We start from the raw sequence: 22,863 nt of genomic DNA, 5'->3' as shown, positions 1-22,863 counted from the left end.
GTGATCCGATTGACAAAGGTATTGGTGACTGGTGCGGGAGGACAGCTTGGCCGGGAACTGTGCCGCCAGCTGAAGCAAACCGGATATGAGGTCATTGCATTAACAAAGAAGATGATGAACATTGCTGACCAGCGCTCAGTACGGCATTCGTTTGGCCATTATCAGCCGGATATCGTGGTTAATACTGCCGCGTTTACGTCGGTTGATCAATGCGAGACAGAACTTGATAAAGCGTACTTGATTAACGGAATCGGCGCTTATTATACAGCGCTTGAGGCAACCCGCATCGGCGCTCAATATGTTCATATCAGCACGGACTATGTATTCGACGGGAAAGGAACCCAGCCTTACAGGGAAGACGATCCTCCAAATCCAAATACCATCTACGGCAAAAGCAAAAAGCTCGGAGAAGAACTGATTCGATTAGCGACAAAAGACAGCACGATTATCAGAACGTCGTGGGTGTACGGACACGGCGGCAGCAATTTCGTTCAAACCATGCTGAAGCTTGCTGAAACGAAACAAGAGCTGCGGGTTGTAAGCGATCAAATGGGTTCGCCGACCTATACGAAGGATTTAGCAGAAGTGGTCATCAAGCTGTTCAGCCATCCGCCGGGCATTTATCATGTCAGCAATTCAGGCATATGCAGCTGGTATGAATTTGCGAAGGCCATTATGGAAGATAGCGGGATGGCCACAGTCATTTTGCCTGTCACGACTGAAGAATACGGAAACAAAACGCCCCGTCCGGCTTATTCTGTTCTGAGCCATCAGGCCATTGAAGAAGCCGGCATTCGCCCTCGCCATTGGCGAGAAGCGTTACGGGCATATTTGCGGGAAAGGAGCAGTGCACGTGATTGATGGAGTCAAGGTGAAAAAATTGACGAAGCATAGTGATGACAGAGGATTTTTTGCCGAGCTGGTTCGGGATGATGAGAACCTTCTTGAGCATTTCGGGCAGGCCTCTTGGTCGAAAAGCTATCCGGGTGTGATTAAGGCATTTCATTATCATGAGAAGCAAGATGATCTTTGGTTCTTCCCAACTGGCCATGCTCAGGTTGTCCTTTACGATCTTCGAGAGGACTCAAAGACAAAAGGAGAAACTGGCGTTTATTACATGGGCGAAGATAACCCGATGCTATTATTGATCCCTAAAGGGGTTGCCCACGGATACAGAGTGCTGGGAGAGAAGCCGCTGACGATTATCTACTTCACTACCATGTCGTATAACGCGGATCAGCCTGATGAAAAAAGAATTCCGTGGAATGATGAGACAATCGGTTTTAACTGGAATACCGAATTCAGATAAAGATAGGAACGTGATCAATCGAAGAGCGGAGGCATCTTCGACTTTTTTTATCCTTTTTAAAATAGGGCAAAAGATAGAAATAAGCGGGCGGATGTGACTAGAAAAAGAGAGAAGAAATAGTCTGTAGGAACCTTGTGTAATCAGGATGGAATTCACATAAAAACGAAAGTTTTAATATTCCTTAAAAAACATTTACTTCCATGGAAATTGGTGATAGATTAACTTTTAAGAAAAAGAATTGGAAATTCGCGAATGACAGAAACATACTTTTTCTGCAGAGGACGCTCTGGCCAAATATTAACTGTGATTTGAGGGGGAAATGTCATGTTAAAAAGAACTTCATTCGTATCTTCACTATTCATCGGTTTAGCTGTTTTACTATCAATCTTGCTTCCTTCAGGCCAAGCTCATGCACAGTCTGCTTCAATTGAGGCTAAAACGATCAACAGTACAAAAGAGTGGACCACTTCCGATATTGAAGTGACGTATAAACCAAACGCGGTGCTTTCTCTAGGAGCGGTAGAATTTCGTTTTCCTGACGGGTTTCATGCTACGACAAGAGATTCAGTGAATGGAAGAACGCTGAAAGAAACACAGATTTTAAATGATGGAAAAACAGTTAGACTCCCGCTTACGCTTGATTTGTTAGGCGCATCCGAATTTGACCTCGTCATGGTGCGCAAAACCCTTCCGCGCGCAGGCGCTTACACGATTAAAGGCGATGTTGTGAACGGTTTGGGAATCGGCAGTTTTTATGCTGAAACGCAGCTGGTGATTGACCCTCGTTAACTCGTTAATGAATAGATGTGATCAGAGACTGAGATATTTTCAGTCTCTTTTTTGTTGATTTAAAAAACTGGTACGGATCTTGCATGATGATAAGGGTGAATCAATGAAGAAAGGAATTGATCGGCGGAAAATTTTTGAAGCGCTTACATTTTAAGCTGGTCAAAAAATAATGAGGTGAAAATGATGTCAGAAAAGCAAGTCAAGAAAGACGAGGAAAAAGAAGCTCTTAATTTATTTCTGTCTACCCAAACGATCATTAAGGAAGCCCTGCGGAAGCTGGGCTATCCGGGCGATATGTATGAACTCATGAAAGAGCCGCAGAGAATGCTCACCGTCCGTATTCCGGTAAAAATGGATAACGGCAGTGTCAAAGTGTATACAGGCTACCGGTCGCAGCACAATGATGCTGTCGGTCCGACAAAGGGGGGCGTGCGTTTCCATCCTGAAGTCAGCGAAGAGGAGGTAAAGGCATTATCCATTTGGATGACGCTCAAGTGCGGGATTGCCAATCTTCCTTATGGCGGCGGAAAGGGCGGTATTATTTGTGATCCGCGGACAATGTCATTTGGAGAACTGGAAAGGCTGAGCAGGGGATATGTCCGTGCCATCAGCCAGATCGTCGGCCCGACAAAGGATATTCCAGCTCCCGATGTGTACACCAACTCGCAAATTATGGCGTGGATGATGGATGAGTACAGCCGGCTCCGGGAATTCGATTCTCCAGGCTTTATTACAGGGAAACCAATCGTTTTAGGCGGATCGCAAGGCCGGGAAACGGCAACGGCACAGGGCGTCACGATTTGTATTGAAGAGGCGGTGAAGAAAAAAGGGATCAAGCTGCAAAACGCGCGCATTATCATACAGGGCTTTGGAAACGCGGGGAGCTTTCTGGCCAAATTCATGCATGAGGCCGGCGCGACGGTGATCGGGATTTCGGATGCCCACGGCGGGCTCTACAATCCGGACGGCCTCGATATCCCTTATTTGCTCGATAAGCGGGACAGCTTCGGCATGGTCACCAACTTATTTACAGACGTCATCACAAATGAGGAGCTGCTTGAAAAGGATTGCGATATTTTAGTGCCTGCGGCAATCGCCAATCAAATCACAGCCAAAAACGCACATCACATTCAGGCGTCAATTGTCGTCGAAGCGGCGAATGGACCGACAACCATTGATGCCACGAAGATCCTGAATGAAAGAGGCGTGCTCCTCGTGCCCGATATTCTGGCGAGTGCCGGCGGCGTCACGGTTTCTTATTTTGAATGGGTGCAAAACAACCAAGGATATTATTGGCCAGAGAAAGAGGTCGCAGAAAAACTGAGAAACGTCATGGTCAATTCGTTCGAAACGATTTATCAGACAGCGGCAGCACATAAAGTAGACATGCGCTTGGCGGCTTACATGACGGGCATCAGAAAGTCGGCAGAAGCATCGCGATTCCGCGGGTGGGTGTGAATTCGGAAGGAGAATTCTTTCTGATGCAAATAAATTTTGCGTTTTACCCGTTTAGGAAAAGCGGAATGCGCAAAATAAATTTGCATTTCGTGATCGGAAAAAGAGCTAGGTGTTCTCCTGTTTGACAAATTTCTGTACAATTCAACAAGTTTTTTCAGCAAAAGACAAGATATTGGTATGATTCTTGCATTTTTAATTTATGCCAAGGCATTTTTTATGACATGAGGGGGATTACATATGACAGTTTCATACGTGCACGAACCATTTACTGATTTTACGGAGGCAAAAAATCGAACAGCATTTCAAGAGTCATTGGCCTTTGTAAACACTCAGCTCGGCAAGCATTATCCGCTTGTCATCAATGGAGAAAAAATCGAAACAGACCGCAAAATGGTTTCAATAAACCCGGCCAATAAAGAAGAGGTCATTGGGTACGCGTCTACAGCGGATCAAGAGCTTGCTGAAAAAGCGATGCAAGCCGCATTGCAGGCATTTGAATCATGGAAAAAACAAAGACCGGAGCACCGTGCCAATATCCTCTTTAAAGCAGCAGCTATTTTACGCAGAAGAAAGCATGAATTTTCAAGCTATCTTGTAAAGGAAGCGGGAAAACCGTTGAAGGAAGCAGATGCGGACACGGCTGAAGCGATAGACTTTTTAGAGTTTTACGCGCGCCAAATGTTAAACCTTAAGGAAGGGGCTCCGGTGAAGAGCCGTGCTGGCGAATTCAATCAATATCATTACGAAGCGCTTGGCGTCGGCATCGTCATTTCTCCATTTAATTTCCCGCTTGCGATTATGGCAGGTACAGCGGCGGCAGCGATTGTGACAGGAAATACGATTCTCTTAAAACCGGCTGACGCGGCGCCGGTCGTGGCTGCAAAATTTGTTGAGGTCATGGAGGAAGCGGGTTTGCCAAACGGCGTTCTGAATTACATTCCGGGAGATGGAGCGGAGATCGGCGATTTCTTAGTAGAGCATCCGAAAACGCGGTTTGTCTCATTTACAGGTTCCCGAGCGGTTGGGTGCCGGATTTATGAGCGCGCCGCCAAAGTGCAGCCGGGCCAAAAATGGCTGAAACGGGTCATTGCAGAGATGGGCGGTAAAGACACGATGCTAATCGACAAGGACGCTGATCTAGACCTTGCTGCATCCTCTATCGTGTATTCAGCGTTTGGATTTTCAGGACAGAAGTGTTCAGCAGGCTCTCGCGCGGTCATCCATCAGGATGTTTATGATGAAGTAGTGGAGAAAGCTGTGGCACTTACCAAAACGCTGACTGCCGGCAATCCGGAGGATCCTGATACGTATATGGGCCCAGTCATTCATGAAGCGTCCTACAACAAAGTCATGTCATATATTGAAATCGGCAAATCTGAAGGCAAACTGTTGACCGGCGGCGAAGGCGATGATTCAAAAGGCTACTTTATTCAGCCGACGATCTTTGCAGACGTTGATGAAAACGCGCGCCTGATGCAGGAAGAAATTTTCGGCCCGGTTGTTGCGATCTGCAAAGCGCGTGATTTCGATCATATGCTGGAGATTGCAAATAACACGGAATACGGATTAACTGGCGCACTGCTGACGAAAAACCGTGCGCACATTGAACGGGCGCGTGAAGATTTCCATGTCGGAAACTTATACTTCAACAGAGGCTGTACCGGAGCGATTGTCGGGTATCAGCCGTTCGGCGGTTTTAATATGTCCGGAACAGACTCAAAAGCAGGCGGCCCGGATTATTTAATTCTTCATATGCAAGCCAAAACAACGTCCGAAGCTTTTTGATTTGAGAGAAACAAAACCGTGCGTTCTGTAGCTGACCGCACGATTTAAACAGGCAAAGGCGCAATAGAAAAAGCTCTCCGGAGAATCGGAGAGCTTTTTTACGGTGTCGTCTGATCATCCGAGTAAACTAAATGCCATTGGCTTTCCATAAGTAGCGTTAAAGTTTCTCGTAATTTTTAAATGAAATATTAAAATCTGTATTAAAATTTAAATGAAAACAATAAAAATAATAAAGATTTCGTTCGAATTGTAAATTGCGAAAAAACAATGCTAAAATTAATTCAACTTTATGAAGATTATGGAAGAGGTGTTTGAGGGAGAATGAACAGTAAACAAAACAATGACATCAAAACAAAACATCATTTTCCGCTATTGTTAGCACTGGCTTTAACGATGGGGGTATTTGCTGCCGGATCTGAAGAACTTGTGATCTCACCGCTGCTGCCGGATTTAGCAAAAGCCTTCAACTCAGATGTCAGTGTCCTTGCGTTATCTATCAGTATTTACGGCGTGATGATTTTTATCGGTGCGCCGCTTCTGGTTCCTTTAGGCGATAAATATTCGAGAGAACTTAGTTTAATGGCAAGTCTTATCATTTTTATCATAGGAACAGTAATATGCGCTTTAGCCCAAAATATCTTATTCTTCTTTTTGGGCCGGGCGCTGTCGGGATTGGCTGCGGGAGCGTTTGTGCCGACAGCTTACGCAGTTGTCGGGGATCGTGTTCCTTATACATACCGGGGCAAGGTGATGGGACTGATCGTTTCAAGCTGGTCGCTGGCACTGATCTTCGGTGTGCCGCTCGGATCATTTATCGGCGGCGTCCTGCATTGGAGATGGACATTTTGGATATTCGCCTTGATGGGCGTTTTGGTTGTTTTGCTGATCCTGCTTGAAATCCGCCGTCATGCCGAGCATAAAAACAGCGGCAAGGAAGAAAAAGAAGAGCCGGCTGGAACATTCCGGGATGCACTGAAAGTCCCGCGCGTACCCGTTTATATCACGATAACCTTTTGTAATATGATTGGTTTTTACGGTATGTATTCATTTTTAGGCTCCTATCTTCAGGACGTTTTTACCGGAGGAAATACAGCTGCGGGCTTATTTATCATGATTTACGGCATTGGGTTTTCCATGAGTGTGATTACAGGAAAGATAGCCGACCGCATCGGAAAAATGCGCTCCCTGTTGATTGCGCTGGGGGTCATCAGCGTGCTGCTGGCCTGTTTAGCCTATGCACCGGCTTCAATGATTCTGTTAATCGTCAGCCTATTTATTTGGGGGTTAATGCAAAGCTTGACGGTGACGCTGCTCAGCACCATTTTGAGTGACTGCTCAGAGCATCATCGCGGGAAAATCATGGTGTTTTACAGCCTTGCCTCGAATCTGGCTGTGACATTAGGATCTGCTTTGATGGGACCTGTATATGTGGGATACGGTTATGCAGCTGTCGGATTGATTTGCGCCGCCATCACCGTACTCGGATTTGTGCTCAGTGTATTCGCATATAAAAAGTACGGCAAACATGAGCAGAAAGCCGATCATTCCTTATCCCAATAAAGAAAGTTTCTAAATGCCTATAATAAAAAACCCTTTTTTAAGGGTTTTTCTGTTTGTACGGGAATAATTATCAGTATTTTCAAAAAATGTTGACAGTTCGATTTTCTCTGGATAAAATTTACTTAAAATTTTAAAAGATTGGTTGGTGCTCATGATAATATTGGATAATAGCATTCAGACAAAAAACAGAACTGATTCAATATCCAAATTGATTACAGTCAACACGCTCGGCCCTGAGGGGACAAGCAGTGAGTACGCAGCAAAGCATTTCATCTCCAATTTTACTCTTCTGCAGGGGCTGAACAGTAAATTGTCCTTGCATGATACATTTGAATCATGCATCGAAAGGACGCTTCAAAGCCCGCTGGAATATACCATCGTCCCACACGCTTACGACGGCATTAAGCATTTCTACATGAGGCCGGATTTGCAGCTTTTGCAAATCTTCAGGTGCGATACACCGATGTACGGCCTGGCTGTTCGTCCTGACTTTGAATTCAGCGACGATATGCTTGATTTATCTGTTATTGTTTCACATCCTTCACCCATTAATTTAATCAAATATTTTACCCGCAAAGATGTACGTTTCAAACTGGTCAATTCGACCAGTCAAGCTGCAAGAAAAGTAAAAGAAGGCTTGTATGACATTGCTTTAACGAATGAGCTCGCACGGCAAAAGTACGGGCTTACATTTGTGAAAACATTTAAAAGCATTCCTATGAGCTGGTCATTATTTGGAAAAGGAGACGTTGATTATGAAAACTAAAGAAGATATGCAGGAGCTTTATTTCCCGACACCGAAATTAATAGAATGGGAAAACGGTGTGAGACAGTATTCAACCGTGCGCGGCGACACTGAGGTATTAATGTCTTACGTTCCGCCGCATACGAACGTTGAACCCCATCAGCATAAGGAAGTCCAAATCGGCATGGTCGTTTCAGGCGAGCTGATGATGACTGTTGGAGATGTGACGAGAAAAATGACGGCCTTGGAATCTGCCTACATCGCGCCGCCGGATGTGCCTCACGGGGCTAGAAACGACACAGACCAAGAAGTCATTGCGATTGATATCAAGCGGCTGAAAGCTGATGAAACATATACAAGTCCTGAGGACTATTTTTTGAATATTTTCAAAACGAGAGACCTATTGCCCGGCATGGAAGTCACGTTCTTTGTAGAGGACTGGGTGGAAATCATGCTGGCCAAAATCCCTGGAAACGGCGGAGAAATGCCTTTCCATAAACATCGGAATGAACAAATCGGCATCTGCATCGGCGGCGGTTACGACATGACGGTCGAAGGCTGCACGGTGGACATGAAATTCGGTACAGCCTATTTCTGTGAGCCTCGGGAAGATCACGGCGCCATCAACCGCTCAGAAAAAGAATCAAAATCCATTAACATCTTCTTCCCGCCGCGCTACAACAGGGCAAAAGCAAAAAAAATAAAGGCGGATGAGTGATCATGAACCTCACCGATAAAACCGTCCTTATAACAGGAGGCGCATCAGGCATTGGTTATGCTGCGGTTCAGGCTTTTCTGAGCCAGCAGGCCAATGTGGTTGTGGCGGATATTGACGAGGCGCAGGGAGAAGCAATGGTCCGGAAAGAAAATCATGACAGGCTGCACTTTGTGCAAACGGACATCACAGACGAAGCTGCCTGTCAGCACGCTGTTCAATCGGCGGTCGATACATTTGGAGGGTTGGATGTATTGATTAATAACGCGGGAATTGAAATCGTGGCTCCCATTCACGAAATGGGGCTCAGCGATTGGAATAAGGTGCTTCAAGTCAATTTGACCGGCACGTTTTTAATGAGCAAGTACGCACTCAAGCATATGCTGGCTGCCGGCAAGGGCAACATCATTAATACATGCTCAGTCGGCGGACTCGTGGCATGGCCTGATATTCCTGCCTATAACGCCAGCAAAGGAGGCGTTTTGCAGCTGACGCGGTCAATGGCCGTTGATTATGCGAAACATCAAATTCGCGTCAACTGCGTATGCCCGGGGATTATCGACACACCGCTAAATGAAAAATCATTCCTTGAAAATAATGAAGGCACACTTGAAGAGATCAAAAAAGAAAAGGCAAAGGTAAATCCGCTGCTGAGGCTCGGGAAACCCGAAGAAATCGCAAACGTGATGCTGTTTTTAGCCTCAGATTTATCAAGCTATATGACCGGAAGCGCCCTCACCGCAGACGGAGGATACACCGCACAATAGAGAAGGAGTGTTTTACATATGGAGAGAAAAACAGTATTGGTCATCGCTGATCTTGGAGGCTGCCCGCCGCACATGTTTTATAAAAGCGCTGCTGAAAAGTATAATCTGGTCAGCTTTATTCCAAGGCCTTTTGCAATTACAGCCTCTCATGCAGCACTGATTGAAAAATACTCGGTCGCGGTTATAAAAGATAAAGACTATTTTCAGAGCTTAGCTGATTTTGAGCATCCCGATTCAATTTATTGGGCGCATGAGGATCATGACAAGCCTGAAGAAGAGGTCGTCGAACAAATCGTCAAGGTTGCCGAAATGTTTGGAGCGGATGCCATCACCACAAACAATGAATTATTCATTGCCCCGATGGCGAAAGCTTGTGAACGTCTGGGCCTAAGGGGCGCCGGAGTGCAGGCTGCCGAAAATGCCAGAGATAAAAATAAAATGAGAGACGCTTTTAATAAAGCGGGAGTTAAATCGATCAAAAACAAACGGGTCACAACTCTTGAAGATTTCCGTGCCGCACTTGAAGAGATCGGCACACCCTTTATTTTAAAGCCTACATACTTAGCGAGTTCAATCGGCGTAACGCTGATTACGGACACTGAGACGGCAGAAGCTGAATTTAACAGAGTCAATGACTACCTGAAATCGATTAATGTGCCGAAGGCGGTCACATTTGAAGCGCCGTTTATTGCTGAAGAATTTTTACAGGGTGAGTACGGAGACTGGTATCAAACAGAAGGCTACTCCGACTATATCAGCATAGAAGGCATCATGGCGGACGGTGAGTATTTCCCGATCGCCATTCATGACAAAACGCCGCAAATCGGATTTACAGAAACATCACATATTACGCCGTCCATTCTGGATGAAGAGGCGAAAAAGAAAATTGTCGAAGCCGCCAAAAAGGCAAATGAAGGGCTTGGACTGCAGAATTGCGCAACACATACAGAAATCAAGCTAATGAAAAACAGAGAACCGGGTTTAATAGAGTCAGCGGCAAGATTCGCCGGATGGAATATGATTCCTAACATTAAAAAGGTTTTCGGTCTTGATATGGCGCAATTATTATTAGATGTTCTCTGTTTCGGAAAAGACGCTGATCTGCCGAACGGATTACTGGATCAAGAGCCTTACTATGTCGCTGACTGCCATTTGTACCCTCAGCATTTCAAACAAAATGGCCAGATTCCTGAAACTGCAGAGGATTTGGTGATCGAAGCGATCGATATTCCGGACGGGCTATTGAAAGGTGATACAGAAATCGTTTCTTTTTCGGCTGCGGCACCAGGCACATCAGTTGATTTGACACTGTTTGAAGCCTTCAATTCCATTGTTGTCTTTGAACTGAGAGGCAGCAATTCACAGGATGTGGCTGATTCAATCAGACAAATTCAGCTGTATGCGAAGCTGACGGCAAAGTATGTGCTGCCAGTATGAAACAGTTGAAGCCCAACTCTAAATACTTGCTTTACGGGCAGGCGCTATCGTTTATGGGAGACTATTGTGTTCTCCCGGCCCTGCTCATTTTGTCTACATATTATCACGACTATTGGGTGACGTCGGGGGTTATCGTGGTCAGAAGCATTCCGATGGTGTTCCAGCCGTTTTTGGGGGTTCTGGTCGACCGGTTAGACAGAATTAAGATCATGCTGTGGACGGATATCATCAGGGGTTTGATCTTTTTGGGGCTCATATTTCTTCCAAAAGGCGAGTATCCGCTGATTTTTCTGGCCCTTCTGTTTATTTCTTATGGAAGCGGCGTGTTTTTTAATCCGGCCCGTCTCGCTGTCATGTCATCATTGGAATCAGATATTAAAAGCATCAACACGTTATTCGCAAAAGCGACGACCATCTCTATCATCGTCGGAGCGGCTGCCGGAGGGCTTTTTCTGTTAGGCGGTTCTGTAGAGCTTGCTGTAGCCTTTAACGGTGTGACATACCTGATTTCGGCATTATTTATCAGCCGCATCAAGCTGCAATTCGTCCCGATTCAATCTGAAAACATAAAAGAGGCCTTTCAGTCTTTTAAAGAAGGGCTCAAGGAAATCAAAACAAATTCCTTCGTGTTAAATGCTATGTTTACAATGATTACGATGGCTTTGCTATGGGGGATTGTGTACAGCTATTTTCCGATTGTCAGCCGCTTTTTGGGTGACGGTGAAATCGGCAACTTTATTCTCACATTCTGCATCGGCTTCGGCGGCTTCATTGGAGCGGCGCTTGTCAGCAAGTGGGGTTTTAACAACAATAGAGGCCTGACGTACTTTACCGTACTATCCATTGTCTCGCTGGCGCTGTTTTTATTCACGCCGATTTTCGCTGTCTCTGTCATCGCCGCAATCCTCTTTTTCATCGCGATGGAATACGGGGAAGTGCTTGCAAAGGTAAAGGTTCAGGAGAATGCGGTAAACCAGATTCAGGGGCGCATTTTTTCGGTGGCGGAAGCGTCTATCGGATTATGCATTTCTGTTGGTTCGATGTTAATCAATGTTTTCAGCGCTCCGGTCATTATGGGGCTGATTGTTGTTATGGTAAGCGGATTGTTTTTGCATACGAAGCTCGTCAACAAATCGTTTTTGGAACGGGATAACAAAACGGAGCAAAAAGGAGTCTATTAGATGGAAATAACACCGTCCGACGTCATCAAGACACTTCCAAGGCAAGAGTTTTCGCTCGTTTTTCAAAAGGTGAAGGAATTGGAAAAAACGGGGGCCCATATCATTAATCTCGGACAGGGAAACCCTGATCTTCCCACTCCGCCTCATATTGTGGAGGCTTTGCGGGAGGCGTCTCTGAATCCGTCGTTTCACGGATACGGCCCATTCAGAGGCTATCCTTTTTTGAAGGAAGCTATCGCTGCTTTCTATAAAAGAGAATACGGAGTCTCAATCAATCCTGAAACGGAAGTTGCGCTCTTCGGCGGCGGGAAAGCCGGCTTGTATGTGCTGACACAATGCCTGCTCAATCCGGGAGACATCGCTTTGGTTCCGAACCCGGGCTATCCTGAATACATGTCAGGGATTGCGATGGCGCGAGCTGAGCTGCACGAAATGCCGCTGTATGAGGAAAATGGCTATCTGCCCGATTTTGAAAAGATCAACCCCGCCGTGCTGAAAAAAGCGAAGCTCATGTTTTTAAACTATCCGAATAACCCGACGGGAGCCGTAGCCGATGCGGCTTTTTATGCAAAAGCGGCTGCTTTTGCGAAGGAGCACAAGATCCACTTAATCCATGATTTTGCGTACGGAGCGTTTGAATTTGATAACAAACCGGCCAGCTTTCTAGGGGCAGAAGATGCCAAAGCAGTCGGGGCAGAGCTTTATTCATTTTCAAAAACATTTAACATGGCCGGCTGGAGAATGGCGTTTGCGGTCGGGAATGAAAAGATCATTCAGGCTGTCAATGAATTTCAGGATCATGTATTTGTCGGCATGTTCGGCGGGCTGCAGCAGGCGGCAAGCGCGGCGCTATCAGGAGATCCTGAGCAAACGGAATCCTTGAAAAGAATCTACGAGGAACGAATTGACTTTTTTACGGAGCTGTGTGAAAAGGAATTGGGCTGGAAGATGGAAAAGCCAAAAGGAACATTTTACGTATGGGCTGAGATTCCGAAAATGTTTGAGACATCTCACCAATTCTCTGATTACTTGTTGGAGCATGCCCATGTCGTTGTCACACCGGGCGAAATATTCGGAAGCAACGGAAAAAGGCATGTCAGAATATCAATGGTGTCAAAGCAGGAGGATCTGCGGGAATTTGTCATGCGGATTCAAAAGCTGAACCTGCCGTTTGCATCATTACAAGAAGTATCCCGCTAAACAGCGGGATTTCAGCGTGTCGGCAAATCCTCGCATTCGTTGTCAGGCTTGCGCATCGGTGCTCACGAATGACGAAAGGAACGGCGGCTAAATGCTTAGGCGTCCTGCCTAAACGCCGCCGTCATCACATCCTGTGAAAGTCTGCTCCAATGCTCGCCCTTCCTAGACTTCAAAGGTTTTCAATCATGCTAAAAAGATGACAAAATCCTAAAACGAAAGTCGTTTTAGGATTTTGTCAACAATCTGGTATCCCGCTAAAAAGCGGGATTTTTTATATGCTTTTCATGCTGCCTCCGTCCGCGGAAATTTGCTGTCCGGTGATATAGGAGGCTTCCTCAGATGCGAGAAACGCGGCGAGCGCTGCGGTTTCTTCTGCTGATCCGACACGTTTCATCGGAATTCCGGAAGCAATCTGTTCTTCTGCTTCCCGTTTGGATATGCTGTTCTTTTTCATTACATTTTCCACAAATTGATGGTAACGGTCTGTAGCGATAAAACCAGGATTCAGGCAGTTGACAGTAATGTTGTGAGGAGCAAGCTGGATGGAAATATTTTTACTGGCGTTAATTAGAGCGGCATTCAACATACTGTTTGTGAACATATTGGTGCCGGGTTCTTTCCATAAATTTCCGACAATGTTGATGATTCTGCCAAACTCGTTTTGCTTCATCAGTGAGGAGGCACGCTTGATCGCGTCAATATAAGCGACGGTTTTCTGTGTGAACGTGGCTGTCATATCCTCTATATGACAGTTGTCAAATGTGTCAGGCGCGCCGCCCGGAATATTATTAATCAGAACATCAAGCCGTCCGCATTGAGATTCGATTTTTTGGAAAATGCCGGCTCTCGTATGCTGGTCAGACATATCACCCGCCAAAACAATGACACTCGCTTCAGGATGTTTGGCCAAAATGTTTTCTTTGACAGGTTCAATATTATCCAAGTTTCGCGAATTAATGACGACGGAAAATTGCTGTTCTGCTAATTTCAGAGCGATTGCTTTTCCGATCCCTTGACTGGCTCCCATAATAAATGCGGTTCGTTTTGACAAATAACTGCACCCCTTTGAAAAAATTGGATTATTAACTACATCGTAAGAAAAAACAGAGAAAATAGCAAATTTTATTTAAATTCTGATAAATAGAAATCAAAAAAACTCCCGCCGTCTAGGGCGGGAACAGATATTATACATATAGGAATTGAGGAAGTGTCTCAAGCGAAAGGCGATTGCCGACAAAGAATGAACCGAATTCGCCGTAGCGGGCACTGACTTCGTCAAAACGCATTTCATACACAAGCTTTTTGAATTGAAGCACATCATCACTGAATAAGGTAACGCCCCACTCGTAATCGTCAAAGCCGACGGAGCCGGTGATGATTTGTTTGACTTTGCCTGCATAGCTGCGGCCGATTAAGCCGTGGCTTCTCATCAAGTTTCTGCGTTCTTCCATTGAAAGCATGTACCAGTTGTCGTTGCCGGATCTTCTTTTATCCATTGGATAGAAGCATACATATTTAAATTTCGGCAGTTCAGGGTAAAGGCGCGCACGCACGTGCGGATTTTCGTAAGGGTCGCCGTCGCCGCTTGCCAAGTAGTTGCTCAGCTCTACCACTGATACGTAGGAGTAAGCCGGAATAGTGAACTCAGCAAGTCTTGATTTGTTGAATTCGAGCTCAATTTCATTTAATTCTTCCATTGTAGGACGAAGAATCATCAGCATAAAATCAGCTTTTTGGCCGACGATGCTGTAAAGCGCTTGTGACCCTTTTCCTTCTTTTTGAGCCACGCCCCATTTTTCAAGCAATCCTGTGAATTCATGTATAATAGATTGGCGCTCATCACTGGACAGCAGCTTCCAGGAAGTCCAGTCCATTGTGCGGAAATCATGAAGCGCATACCAGCCGTCAAGCGTTTTGGCCGCTTCATTCGTCATTTGCTGTTCACTCATTTATCTTCACTCCTATTACCTTTTCATGATTGCCTTCACTATACCATAGTTTATCCGATTCTACTGTGGAGAAACCTTGAACATCCCTTTTGTATAACTCCATAAAAATTAGAGAAACTATAAGGGGAAAATGAGTCACTTAAATTAGTTAGAAAAATAAGATTTTTTTGTGAAAGCGCTATAATGAAAGTTGGCTGTTTGAATTTGGTTGGAAGAAGAGTATGCTAGTAAAAGAAAGCGTTTTTGTAACTTTTTGAGGAGGTTTTATTGTGGCAGATTTATTTTCAACAGTGCAAGAAAAAGTAGCTGGAAAAGACGTTAAAATTGTATTTCCTGAAGGTTTAGACGAGCGTATTTTAGAAGCTGTCAGCAAGCTTGCAGGAAACAAGGTGCTGAATCCGATTGTGGTCGGCAATGAAAATGAAATTCAAGCAAAAGCGAAAGAACTGAACCTGGCGCTGGATGGCGTTCAGATTTATGATCCACATACATATGAAGGCATGGAAGACCTTGTACAAGCATTCGCAGAACGCCGTAAAGGCAAAGCGACAGAAGAACAGGCTCGAAAAGCGTTATTAGACGAGAACTACTTCGGTACAATGCTGGTGTACCAAGGGCTTGCACACGGACTTGTTAGCGGAGCGGCTCATTCAACAGCCGACACTGTCCGCCCGGCTCTTCAAATCATCAAAACAAAAGAAGGCGTGAAAAAGACTTCCGGCGTCTTCATCATGGCTCGCGGAGAAGAGCAATACGTATTCGCGGATTGCGCGATCAACATTGCGCCTGACAGCCAAGATCTTGCCGAAATTGCGATCGAAAGTGCCAATACGGCAAAAATGTTCGACATTGAGCCTCGCGTGGCAATGCTCAGCTTCTCTACAAAAGGCTCAGCTAAATCTGATGAAACAGAAAAAGTAGCGGATGCTGTGAAAATCGCCAAAGAAAAAGCGCCTGAGCTGACACTTGACGGCGAATTCCAATTTGATGCCGCATTTGTTCCATCTGTTGCTGAGAAAAAAGCGCCGGATTCCGAGATCAAAGGGGACGCTAACGTATTCGTATTCCCAAGTCTTGAAGCAGGCAACATCGGCTATAAAATCGCTCAGCGTTTGGGCAACTTTGAAGCGGTAGGGCCAATTCTGCAAGGCTTAAATATGCCTGTAAACGACCTTTCAAGAGGATGTAACGCTGAAGATGTTTACAACCTCGCATTAATTACAGCTGTACAAGCACTGTAATAAATGAAGACGATGGCAGCTCTCTCCCGGAGGGCTGCTTTTTTTGCGCCTTCGCATAGCCTTCTTTACCAAGACAGATGATATGAGTACAATAAAGAAAACTGATCATAACTATATATTTTATTAATGACAGGGGTGGGGTTTTTGTATTACGACGTACTGAAAACGTTTATAGCGGTAGTAGAAGAAAAAAACTTCACAAAAGCGGCGGAAAAGCTGATGATCTCCCAGCCCAGCGTCAGCCTGCATATCAAAAATCTTGAGAAAGAATTTCAAACGGCCCTCCTGAACCGGTCGCCAAAACACTTTACGACAACGCCGACAGGAGACATTTTGTATCAAAGAGCAAAGCAAATGGTATTTCTCTACGAGCAAGCCAAGGCCGAAATCTATGCGCATCACCATTATGTGAAAGGCGAATTGAAAATAGCTGCCAGCTTTACGATCGGAGAGTATATTCTTCCGCCGCTTCTGGCACAGCTGCAAAAGTTGTATCCAGAGCTGAACCTCGATGTCATGATTGGCAATACAGAGGAGGTCAGCGAACGTGTGCGGATGCTTCAGGCTGATATCGGACTGATTGAAGGACATACAAACGAGAATGAACTGGAAATTGAACCGTTCATGGAGGATGAAATGTGCATTGCCGCGCCGAATCAGCACCCGTTGGCCGGACGGAGAGATATTTCAATCAGCGATTTGCAAAACGAAGCATGGGTGACAAGAGAGAAGGGCTCCGGGACAAGAGAGTATCTCGATCATGTGCTCAGCTCAAACGGGCTGCGGCCGAAGTCGATGTTCACCATCAGCAGCAATCAAGGGGTAAAAGAAGCGGTGATCAGCGGCATGGGCCTGTCGGTTTTATCCAGAAGCGTACTGCATAAGGATTTGATCCATCGAGAAATTTCCATTCTCCATATGAAAGATCTCTCATTAAAGCGCAAGCTGTCTTATATTCATTCTCCTCTCATGGAGAATACGAAAAATAAGGAAATTTTTATTACGATGCTGAAAAGCAATTATCAATCACAGCGGCTGAAATGATATAATAGTTTTCGTTCATAAGCCTAACATGAAAGGGTTTTACATAGATGGCAAACCAACCGATTGATTTACTGATGCAGCCGACATGGAGAATCATTGACCAATCCAGTCTCGGCCCTTTATTTGATGCGAAGCAGTCCTTCGCAATAGATGATACGCTGTGCATGTCCGTCGGAAAAGGCGTGTCGCCGGCGACAACGCGCTCATGGGTGCACCATAATACGATTGTCCTTGGAATACAGGATACGCGCCTGCCGTTTTTGCAGGATGGCATCGCTCTGCTGGAGAACGAAGGGTACCGTGTGATCGTACGCAATTCCGGCGGTCTGGCAGTCGTTTTGGACGAAGGCGTTTTAAATATCTCTCTCATATTCGAGGACGAAAAGAAAGGCATCGATATAGACAAAGGATATGAAGCGATGGTTGAGCTGATGAGACGGGTGCTAAACCCATACAACGCAAAGATCGAAGCCTATGAAATTGAAGGATCATATTGTCCCGGCAGCTATGACCTCAGCATAAATGGCAAAAAATTCGCCGGCATCTCTCAAAGACGCGTTCGCGGCGGAGTCGCTGTTCAGATTTATCTTTGCGCGGATAAAAGCGGCAGTGAAAGAGCCGATTTGATCAGAAGGTTCTACCAAGCGGCGCTGAAGGACAAACGAAATGATAAAAAAGGCGTCTATCCGGAGATACGTCCGGAAACGATGGCGTCCTTAAGCGAGCTTCTGCAAACAGACATTTCCGTACAAGAGTTAATGTTCGCTTTACTGACGGAATTAAAAGCGTTAAGCACACACCTTTACTCAGCCGGACTGTCCGTTGATGAGGAAATGGAATTTGAGAAAAACCTCGTCCGGATGACTGAGCGGAATGCAAAGGTATTTGGGTGAATGTTCTTCGCATGCCAGCCGTATCGGCCGGCATGCATTTTTTATTTCAAGCGGCATTTTATCCCCAATCATCTTGTTTTCAGATAAATCATTCTTACATGCAGATAACCATGACCAAAAGAAAAACGATAAAATGAGATCAGCATCCATATACAAAGGGGAGAGGGCAGGTGAAAGGGAATGTTTACAGCCTGTTTGTACTGATTGCGGCTTTTTTCTGGGGAACCACGGGAACCGTTCAGGCGATGGCTCCAGAAAGCTCCACACCGCTGACATTCGGAGCGTTCCGCTTATTAATAGGAGGAAGTGCCATGCTGCTTGCGGTTTGGATCAGACGGGAGCTTCACGTGAAAAATTGGTCATGGCCGCTCGTGTTATCAGCAGCGGTTTGTATGGCGTGTTACCAGCCGCTGTTTTTTACTGCCGTTAAAGAAACGGGAATTGCTGTAGGAACTGTGATTGCGATCGGCAGTGCGCCTATCATTGCCGGAAGCCTGGAGTGGGCCGCTTTGAAAAAACGCCCGCGAAACGCCTGGTGGATCGCGACCGTGCTGGCTTTATCAGGCTGCTGGCTTCTGTTTTCCGACGGTTCCAATGTTCGGATTGATGTGGCTGGTGTTCTTATGGCCCTTGGAGCGGGTGCTTCTTTTGCTGGCTATACGCTCATCAGTAAAGCGATGGTGAAAAACCAGCCTCCGCTAGCAACTTCCGCCGTTGTTTTTATGATCAGCGCCATCTTGCTGACGCCGCTTTTATGGCAGTCGGATATCTCGTGGATACTGACCCCGAGAGGGCTAGGAACGAGCCTTTACATTGGGTTAATTGCAACGTGCGCCGCATACTTTTTGTTTGTGAAAGGCCTTACCGGGGTTCCGGCCTCGGCGGCGGTCACGCTGTCTTTAGCTGAACCGCTGACGGCCTCATTGCTGGGCGTGTTTTTCATAGGGGAAATGCTTTCACTCTCCTCTTGGTTCGGCATTGCCCTTTTGATGCTCGGGCTTCTGGTCATCTCCGCTTCGCCTCGAAAACAAAAAACGGCCGAGGCAGTTCACATGTCTTAATAGATTCACATAAGCTTGGCCTCATTTTACAAGAATAGCGGAGCCAGCTGCAAAATGATTAAATCCTCTTTTCTCAATGGAAAAGGAGATTTTGCACATGGCGAAAATCCCAAAACCATCTGCTGTTTTGGGATTTTTCCAACTTATTCTGCCATTTTTTCTAAATTGCCGTTCCGGTCCATTTTGAAGGATGGAGATGCATGTTCATCTTCTTCAAATAAAACTAGTTTTCTGGCTCTATTCATAATTTTCACTAAGGTTTCGTAATCTTCTTGGATCGTTTTTTGATCTTTTTCAAGCTTTTGAACTTCTGCCTCAAGCTGTTCCGTTTTGCTTTGCAATTCCTGATTTTCTTTCTTTAAACGTTCATTTTCCATTCTTAATGCCGATGACTGCTCGTTATTTCCTTCATAATTCTGCAGGAAGCGGATCACATCATTCATCGTCATCTCAGGCGCAGCTGCAGGCGTTTGAGGAGACAATAAGTGTGATAGACTAGCTAACTCTTCCTTAAAGCTTTCATCGACAAAAGGCATGTGTTCGCCTGACATTAAAGGCTGCTGCTCATTTTCGGCTGATGGCGCGTCCGTTTTAACCGTCTCCTCTGCATCGGTTTCTTGAATGATTTCAGGATCAACCGCGGGAGGCTGATATAATAGCCTTTTTTTCGCAGGCTGCCCGTTTCCGAGCGCTCTCATCCGCTGTTTTCGCTGTTTTTTCGCAAGCTGAAGCGCTTTTTCATATTGATGACGGACGACCGCGTTCCATCTGAATCCGCAGGCTGCGGAGGTCCGGTTTAATTGATCTCCGACTTCTTCAAAGGCGTTCAGCTGAGTGCTGCCCTCCCTCACATGCCGAAGCACTGTTTCGGCTAAAAGCAGATCATCTTCTTTTGACCAAGCGTCTTGTCGCTGTTTTGTCATTTATCTCAACTCCCATTTTCTTTTCATGGTATTAGAATGTCCAGTTTGGAAAATATTTATACAAATTGGCTGAAAGAATAGAAGATACGAAGGTTGGAGCAGCTTGCAGGAACAGTCGAATCCTTGTAAAATGAAGAGTGATGTGATTTTTTTGAAAAGCGATTTTAGGTTTATTCACATAGATGAACATAGAAATGAAGGGAAGCGTACGTCATGGCTAATGAATTTCGAGTGTGTGATGATTGCCAAGCCACTAATATCAAAACATTGCTGCCGCGTTTAAAAGAAGTGGACCCGGACGCAAAGGTTGAGGTAGGGTGCCAATCTTATTGCGGGCCCGGACGGAAAAAATCATTTGCTTTTGTGAACAATCGCCCGCTGTCAGCTCCGACAGAGGATGAGCTGATTGACAAAGTACAAAAGAAAATAAAAAAGTAAAAACATATTTTTCATAGCCTCGGCCCTCAGGTCAGGCTTTTTTGCTTCACAAGATCTGTTTTTCGTGAAGATGGAACAAATCGACGGGCAAATTCAAGGATGTTTTCAAAGAATAGAGTCGATATAATAGAAACACGGCTAAAAAAAAGAGGGAATGACGATGGCGTATCCAAATGGAAAATTATCAGAAGAAAAAGTGTTTAAAGATCCGGTGCACCGCTATGTTCATGTTCGGGACAAGCTGATATGGGATTTGATCGGAACCCGCGAATTTCAGCGTCTCCGCAGAATTAAGCAGCTCGGCACGACGTATTTGACGTTCCATGGCGCTGAGCACAGCCGGTTCAACCATTCTCTCGGTGTCTATGAAATTGTCAGGAGAATGGTTGATGACGTCTTTAAAGGCCGCCATGAATGGGATGACAGTGAGCGCGAACTCTGTTTGGCCGCGGCGCTGCTTCATGATCTCGGGCACGGACCATTCTCGCATTCATTTGAAAAAGTCTTTCACCTTGACCACGAAGATTTTACAAGAGATATCATTTTGGGAGACACAGAGGTCAATCAGGTGCTCAGAAAGGTGAGCCCGCGTTTCCCGCAGGATGTTGCTGAAGTCATTGCCAAAACATATAAAAACAAGCAAGTGGTCAGCCTGATTTCGAGTCAGATTGACGCAGACCGCATGGATTACCTGCAGCGCGACGCTTATTATACGGGCGTCAGCTACGGCCATTTTGATATGGAGCGGATTCTTCGGGTGATGCGCCCGCGCGAGGACCAGATTGTCATTAAAGAAAGCGGGATGCACGCTGTCGAAGACTATATCATGAGCCGCTACCAAATGTACTGGCAGGTGTATTTCCATCCTGTGACAAGAAGCGCAGAGGTTATTTTAACGAAGATTCTTCACAGGGCGAAGCAGCTGCACGATGAAGGCTATGTCTTCACTCACGCCCCGGTTCATTTCTATTCTATTTTTGAAGGGAAATTGACACTGGAGGATTATGTGAAGCTGGATGAATCTATTATTTTGTATTACTTCCAGGCTTGGGAGGATGAAGAAGACGCGATTTTATCCGATTTGTGCCGCAGATTCATTAACCGCCAGCTGTTCCAATACGTTGAATTCAATCCGAATGAAGAAATGTCGGCTTATTTTGAGCTGACTTCATTGTTCAAAGAGGCGGGAATCGATCCGAGCTATTATTTGGTCGTTGATTCTTCTTCCGATCTTCCATATGATTTTTACCGTCCTGGAGAGGAAGAGGAGCGTCTGCCGATCCATCTCTTGACGCAAAACGGCCAAATTAAAGAGCTGTCCAGACAGTCGGCTATCGTGGAATCCATCTCCGGAAAACGGCGGACGGACCACAAGCTGTACTATCCGAAGGACCTGATTTGTGACGGCTCTGAACACCCGGAAGCGAAAATGAAAATCCGGCAGCTGCTGGGACTGACATAGAAATTGGAAAGAAGGAAAAAGGAGATGTCGGGAATTTGTTGAAAGAACATGCAAAACTGATGAAGGTGTTCTCGGATTCTGGAGAAATCATCGGGCGGAAGAAGATGCAGAAAATGATTTACATCGCAAAAAAAATGCAGTTTCCTTTCTATGAGAAATATGATTTTCACTTTTACGGACCGTATTCAGAGGAACTGACGCTCCAGATTGAAGAGCTGTGCAACCTTGGATTTCTGCATGAGGTAAAGGAAAAAAAAGGCGGCTACTTTCAATACCGTTATTCGCTGACTGAGACAGGCTCCGCATTTTTAGACCATGCTGATCTGGATATGCCAGACATTAAGGGCTATATCGACAGTGTGAACAGCCGTTCATCGCGGTTTTTAGAGCTGGTTTCCACGATCCTTTACTTTGACGGGCTTGAGGCCGAGGAAAAGAAAGAAAAAGTCTTTACAATCAAAAGCAAGCAAAAATATACGAATGAAGAATATGACGAAGCGCTTCAATACATAGAGGAATTGAAGCAGATTTGTTAACCATACAAAGCAAAAGAATGAAACGTTTCTTTTGCTTTTTTTAACAAAAAAGATTGCTGTTTAAAGAAATCTATTGTAAAATATATGAAATCATTAAACAATCAGTAATGTATACAGGCACTGATAAGGACATGAGATGCTTTTTACGGTTTCCAGAGAAGGAAGAACAGCTGAGATCTTCCTAACGCAGGGAAAGCAGCTTACCGCCTTTGAGCCGTATCGGAGAAATCAAGTATCTGATACCGTCATGCTGCGTTACAGCATCTTAAAGCCGATACACCATGTGTGTTGATCGGGAATTTGGGTGGAACCACGGATGATAAACACATTCGTCCCTTTTATAGGGATGAATGTGTTTTTTTATATGAAT

General features: G+C 45.4%; 22 protein-coding genes and 1 other annotated feature. Of the genes, 19 read left to right on the top strand and 3 right to left on the bottom strand.

Annotation, left to right across the window (positions count from 1 at the left end; genetic code table 11):
* Positions 1 to 9: 9 nt before the first annotated feature.
* From rfbD to bacF, 12 genes are all read left to right on the top strand, one after another.
* The gene (gene rfbD / locus ACY3LV_RS01130; RefSeq protein WP_464863347.1) at positions 10 to 861 is read left to right on the top strand and encodes a dTDP-4-dehydrorhamnose reductase; all 852 of its coding nucleotides are present in this window, start codon (positions 10 to 12) and stop codon (positions 859 to 861) included.
* Positions 854 to 1,309 carry a dTDP-4-dehydrorhamnose 3,5-epimerase family protein gene (locus ACY3LV_RS01125; protein ID WP_087992774.1) on the top strand — a complete coding sequence of 152 codons (456 nt, stop codon included), beginning with the start codon at positions 854 to 856 and terminating at the stop codon, positions 1,307 to 1,309. The genes rfbD and ACY3LV_RS01125 overlap by 8 nt, the downstream gene beginning before the upstream one ends.
* 324 nt (positions 1,310 to 1,633) lie before the next feature.
* Positions 1,634 to 2,098: a biofilm surface layer hydrophobin BslB gene (gene bslB, locus ACY3LV_RS01120; RefSeq protein ID WP_464863225.1), complete on the top strand. Its 465-nt coding sequence runs from the start codon at positions 1,634 to 1,636 to the stop codon at positions 2,096 to 2,098.
* Between the two features lie 183 nt (positions 2,099 to 2,281).
* The gene (rocG, locus tag ACY3LV_RS01115) at positions 2,282 to 3,556 is read left to right on the top strand and encodes a glutamate dehydrogenase (RefSeq protein ID WP_333561632.1); all 1,275 of its coding nucleotides are present in this window, start codon (positions 2,282 to 2,284) and stop codon (positions 3,554 to 3,556) included.
* Positions 3,557 to 3,793: 237 nt separating this feature from the next.
* Complete coding sequence (gene pruA / locus ACY3LV_RS01110; protein ID WP_464863224.1) at positions 3,794 to 5,341, top strand: L-glutamate gamma-semialdehyde dehydrogenase; 1,548 nt, start codon at positions 3,794 to 3,796, stop codon at positions 5,339 to 5,341.
* Between the two features lie 321 nt (positions 5,342 to 5,662).
* Positions 5,663 to 6,901 carry an MFS transporter gene (locus ACY3LV_RS01105; RefSeq protein WP_464863222.1) on the top strand — a complete coding sequence of 413 codons (1,239 nt, stop codon included), beginning with the start codon at positions 5,663 to 5,665 and terminating at the stop codon, positions 6,899 to 6,901.
* A gap of 151 nt (positions 6,902 to 7,052) precedes the next feature.
* On the top strand, positions 7,053 to 7,667 hold the full coding sequence (bacA, locus tag ACY3LV_RS01100) for a prephenate decarboxylase (protein WP_148963425.1): 615 nt from the start codon (positions 7,053 to 7,055) through the stop codon (positions 7,665 to 7,667).
* Entirely contained in the window at positions 7,657 to 8,364 is a 708-nt protein-coding gene (bacB, locus tag ACY3LV_RS01095) for a 3-((4R)-4-hydroxycyclohexa-1,5-dien-1-yl)-2-oxopropanoate isomerase (RefSeq protein ID WP_087992769.1), read from the top strand. Before bacA ends, bacB begins: the two co-directional genes overlap by 11 nt.
* A gap of 2 nt (positions 8,365 to 8,366) precedes the next feature.
* The gene (gene bacC, locus ACY3LV_RS01090; RefSeq protein WP_464863221.1) at positions 8,367 to 9,128 is read left to right on the top strand and encodes a dihydroanticapsin 7-dehydrogenase; all 762 of its coding nucleotides are present in this window, start codon (positions 8,367 to 8,369) and stop codon (positions 9,126 to 9,128) included.
* A gap of 18 nt (positions 9,129 to 9,146) precedes the next feature.
* Positions 9,147 to 10,565, top strand: coding sequence for an alanine--anticapsin ligase (bacD, locus tag ACY3LV_RS01085; protein WP_464863220.1), 1,419 nt, complete (start codon positions 9,147 to 9,149; stop codon positions 10,563 to 10,565).
* Positions 10,562 to 11,746, top strand: coding sequence for a bacilysin exporter BacE (gene bacE, locus ACY3LV_RS01080; RefSeq protein ID WP_148963427.1), 1,185 nt, complete (start codon positions 10,562 to 10,564; stop codon positions 11,744 to 11,746). Before bacD ends, bacE begins: the two co-directional genes overlap by 4 nt.
* Positions 11,747 to 12,946: a transaminase BacF gene (gene bacF / locus ACY3LV_RS01075; protein ID WP_148963428.1), complete on the top strand. Its 1,200-nt coding sequence runs from the start codon at positions 11,747 to 11,749 to the stop codon at positions 12,944 to 12,946. It begins immediately after the preceding gene.
* A gap of 271 nt (positions 12,947 to 13,217) precedes the next feature.
* On the opposite strand, the gene bacG is transcribed toward bacF, so the two are convergent.
* Both bacG and hemQ read right to left on the bottom strand, forming a co-directional pair.
* A complete protein-coding gene (gene bacG / locus ACY3LV_RS01070) occupies positions 13,218 to 13,997 on the bottom strand; it encodes an NADPH-dependent reductase BacG (protein ID WP_464863219.1) in 780 nt (259 codons plus the stop codon).
* Positions 13,998 to 14,130: 133 nt separating this feature from the next.
* A complete protein-coding gene (hemQ, locus tag ACY3LV_RS01065; protein ID WP_464863217.1) occupies positions 14,131 to 14,895 on the bottom strand; it encodes a hydrogen peroxide-dependent heme synthase in 765 nt (254 codons plus the stop codon).
* A gap of 269 nt (positions 14,896 to 15,164) precedes the next feature.
* Here hemQ and pta point away from each other — a divergent pair, with 269 nt between their 5' ends.
* The 4 genes from pta (at position 15,165) to ACY3LV_RS01045 (ending at position 19,134) form a co-directional block, all read left to right on the top strand.
* On the top strand, positions 15,165 to 16,136 hold the full coding sequence (gene pta / locus ACY3LV_RS01060) for a phosphate acetyltransferase (RefSeq protein WP_464863216.1): 972 nt from the start codon (positions 15,165 to 15,167) through the stop codon (positions 16,134 to 16,136).
* A 144-nt stretch (positions 16,137 to 16,280) separates the two neighbouring features.
* Complete coding sequence (gene cysL / locus ACY3LV_RS01055; protein ID WP_087992762.1) at positions 16,281 to 17,180, top strand: cysJI operon transcriptional regulator CysL; 900 nt, start codon at positions 16,281 to 16,283, stop codon at positions 17,178 to 17,180.
* Between the two features lie 47 nt (positions 17,181 to 17,227).
* Positions 17,228 to 18,073, top strand: coding sequence for an octanoyl-[GcvH]:protein N-octanoyltransferase (gene ywfL / locus ACY3LV_RS01050; protein ID WP_464863215.1), 846 nt, complete (start codon positions 17,228 to 17,230; stop codon positions 18,071 to 18,073).
* Between the two features lie 170 nt (positions 18,074 to 18,243).
* Positions 18,244 to 19,134: a carboxylate/amino acid/amine transporter gene (locus ACY3LV_RS01045; RefSeq protein WP_464863214.1), complete on the top strand. Its 891-nt coding sequence runs from the start codon at positions 18,244 to 18,246 to the stop codon at positions 19,132 to 19,134.
* Between the two features lie 143 nt (positions 19,135 to 19,277).
* Here ACY3LV_RS01045 and rsfA read toward each other — a convergent pair whose 3' ends face one another.
* A complete protein-coding gene (gene rsfA, locus ACY3LV_RS01040; RefSeq protein WP_333561623.1) occupies positions 19,278 to 20,057 on the bottom strand; it encodes a prespore-specific transcription regulator RsfA in 780 nt (259 codons plus the stop codon).
* A 213-nt stretch (positions 20,058 to 20,270) separates the two neighbouring features.
* Here rsfA and ACY3LV_RS01035 point away from each other — a divergent pair, with 213 nt between their 5' ends.
* From ACY3LV_RS01035 to ACY3LV_RS01025, 3 genes are all read left to right on the top strand, one after another.
* On the top strand, positions 20,271 to 20,495 hold the full coding sequence (locus ACY3LV_RS01035; RefSeq protein WP_087992758.1) for a YuzB family protein: 225 nt from the start codon (positions 20,271 to 20,273) through the stop codon (positions 20,493 to 20,495).
* A gap of 160 nt (positions 20,496 to 20,655) precedes the next feature.
* A complete protein-coding gene (locus ACY3LV_RS01030; RefSeq protein WP_148963435.1) occupies positions 20,656 to 21,957 on the top strand; it encodes an HD domain-containing protein in 1,302 nt (433 codons plus the stop codon).
* A gap of 35 nt (positions 21,958 to 21,992) precedes the next feature.
* Complete coding sequence (locus ACY3LV_RS01025) at positions 21,993 to 22,493, top strand: YwgA family protein (protein WP_087992757.1); 501 nt, start codon at positions 21,993 to 21,995, stop codon at positions 22,491 to 22,493.
* Between the two features lie 111 nt (positions 22,494 to 22,604).
* Positions 22,605 to 22,833 (top strand) — a binding site (T-box leader).
* The last annotated feature ends 30 nt before the right edge of the window (positions 22,834 to 22,863 follow it).

This window comes from Bacillus sp. 11C (assembly GCF_055486375.1).
Note: the sequence above shows the minus strand (reverse complement) of the source record. Positions and strands in the feature narration are given on the sequence as shown.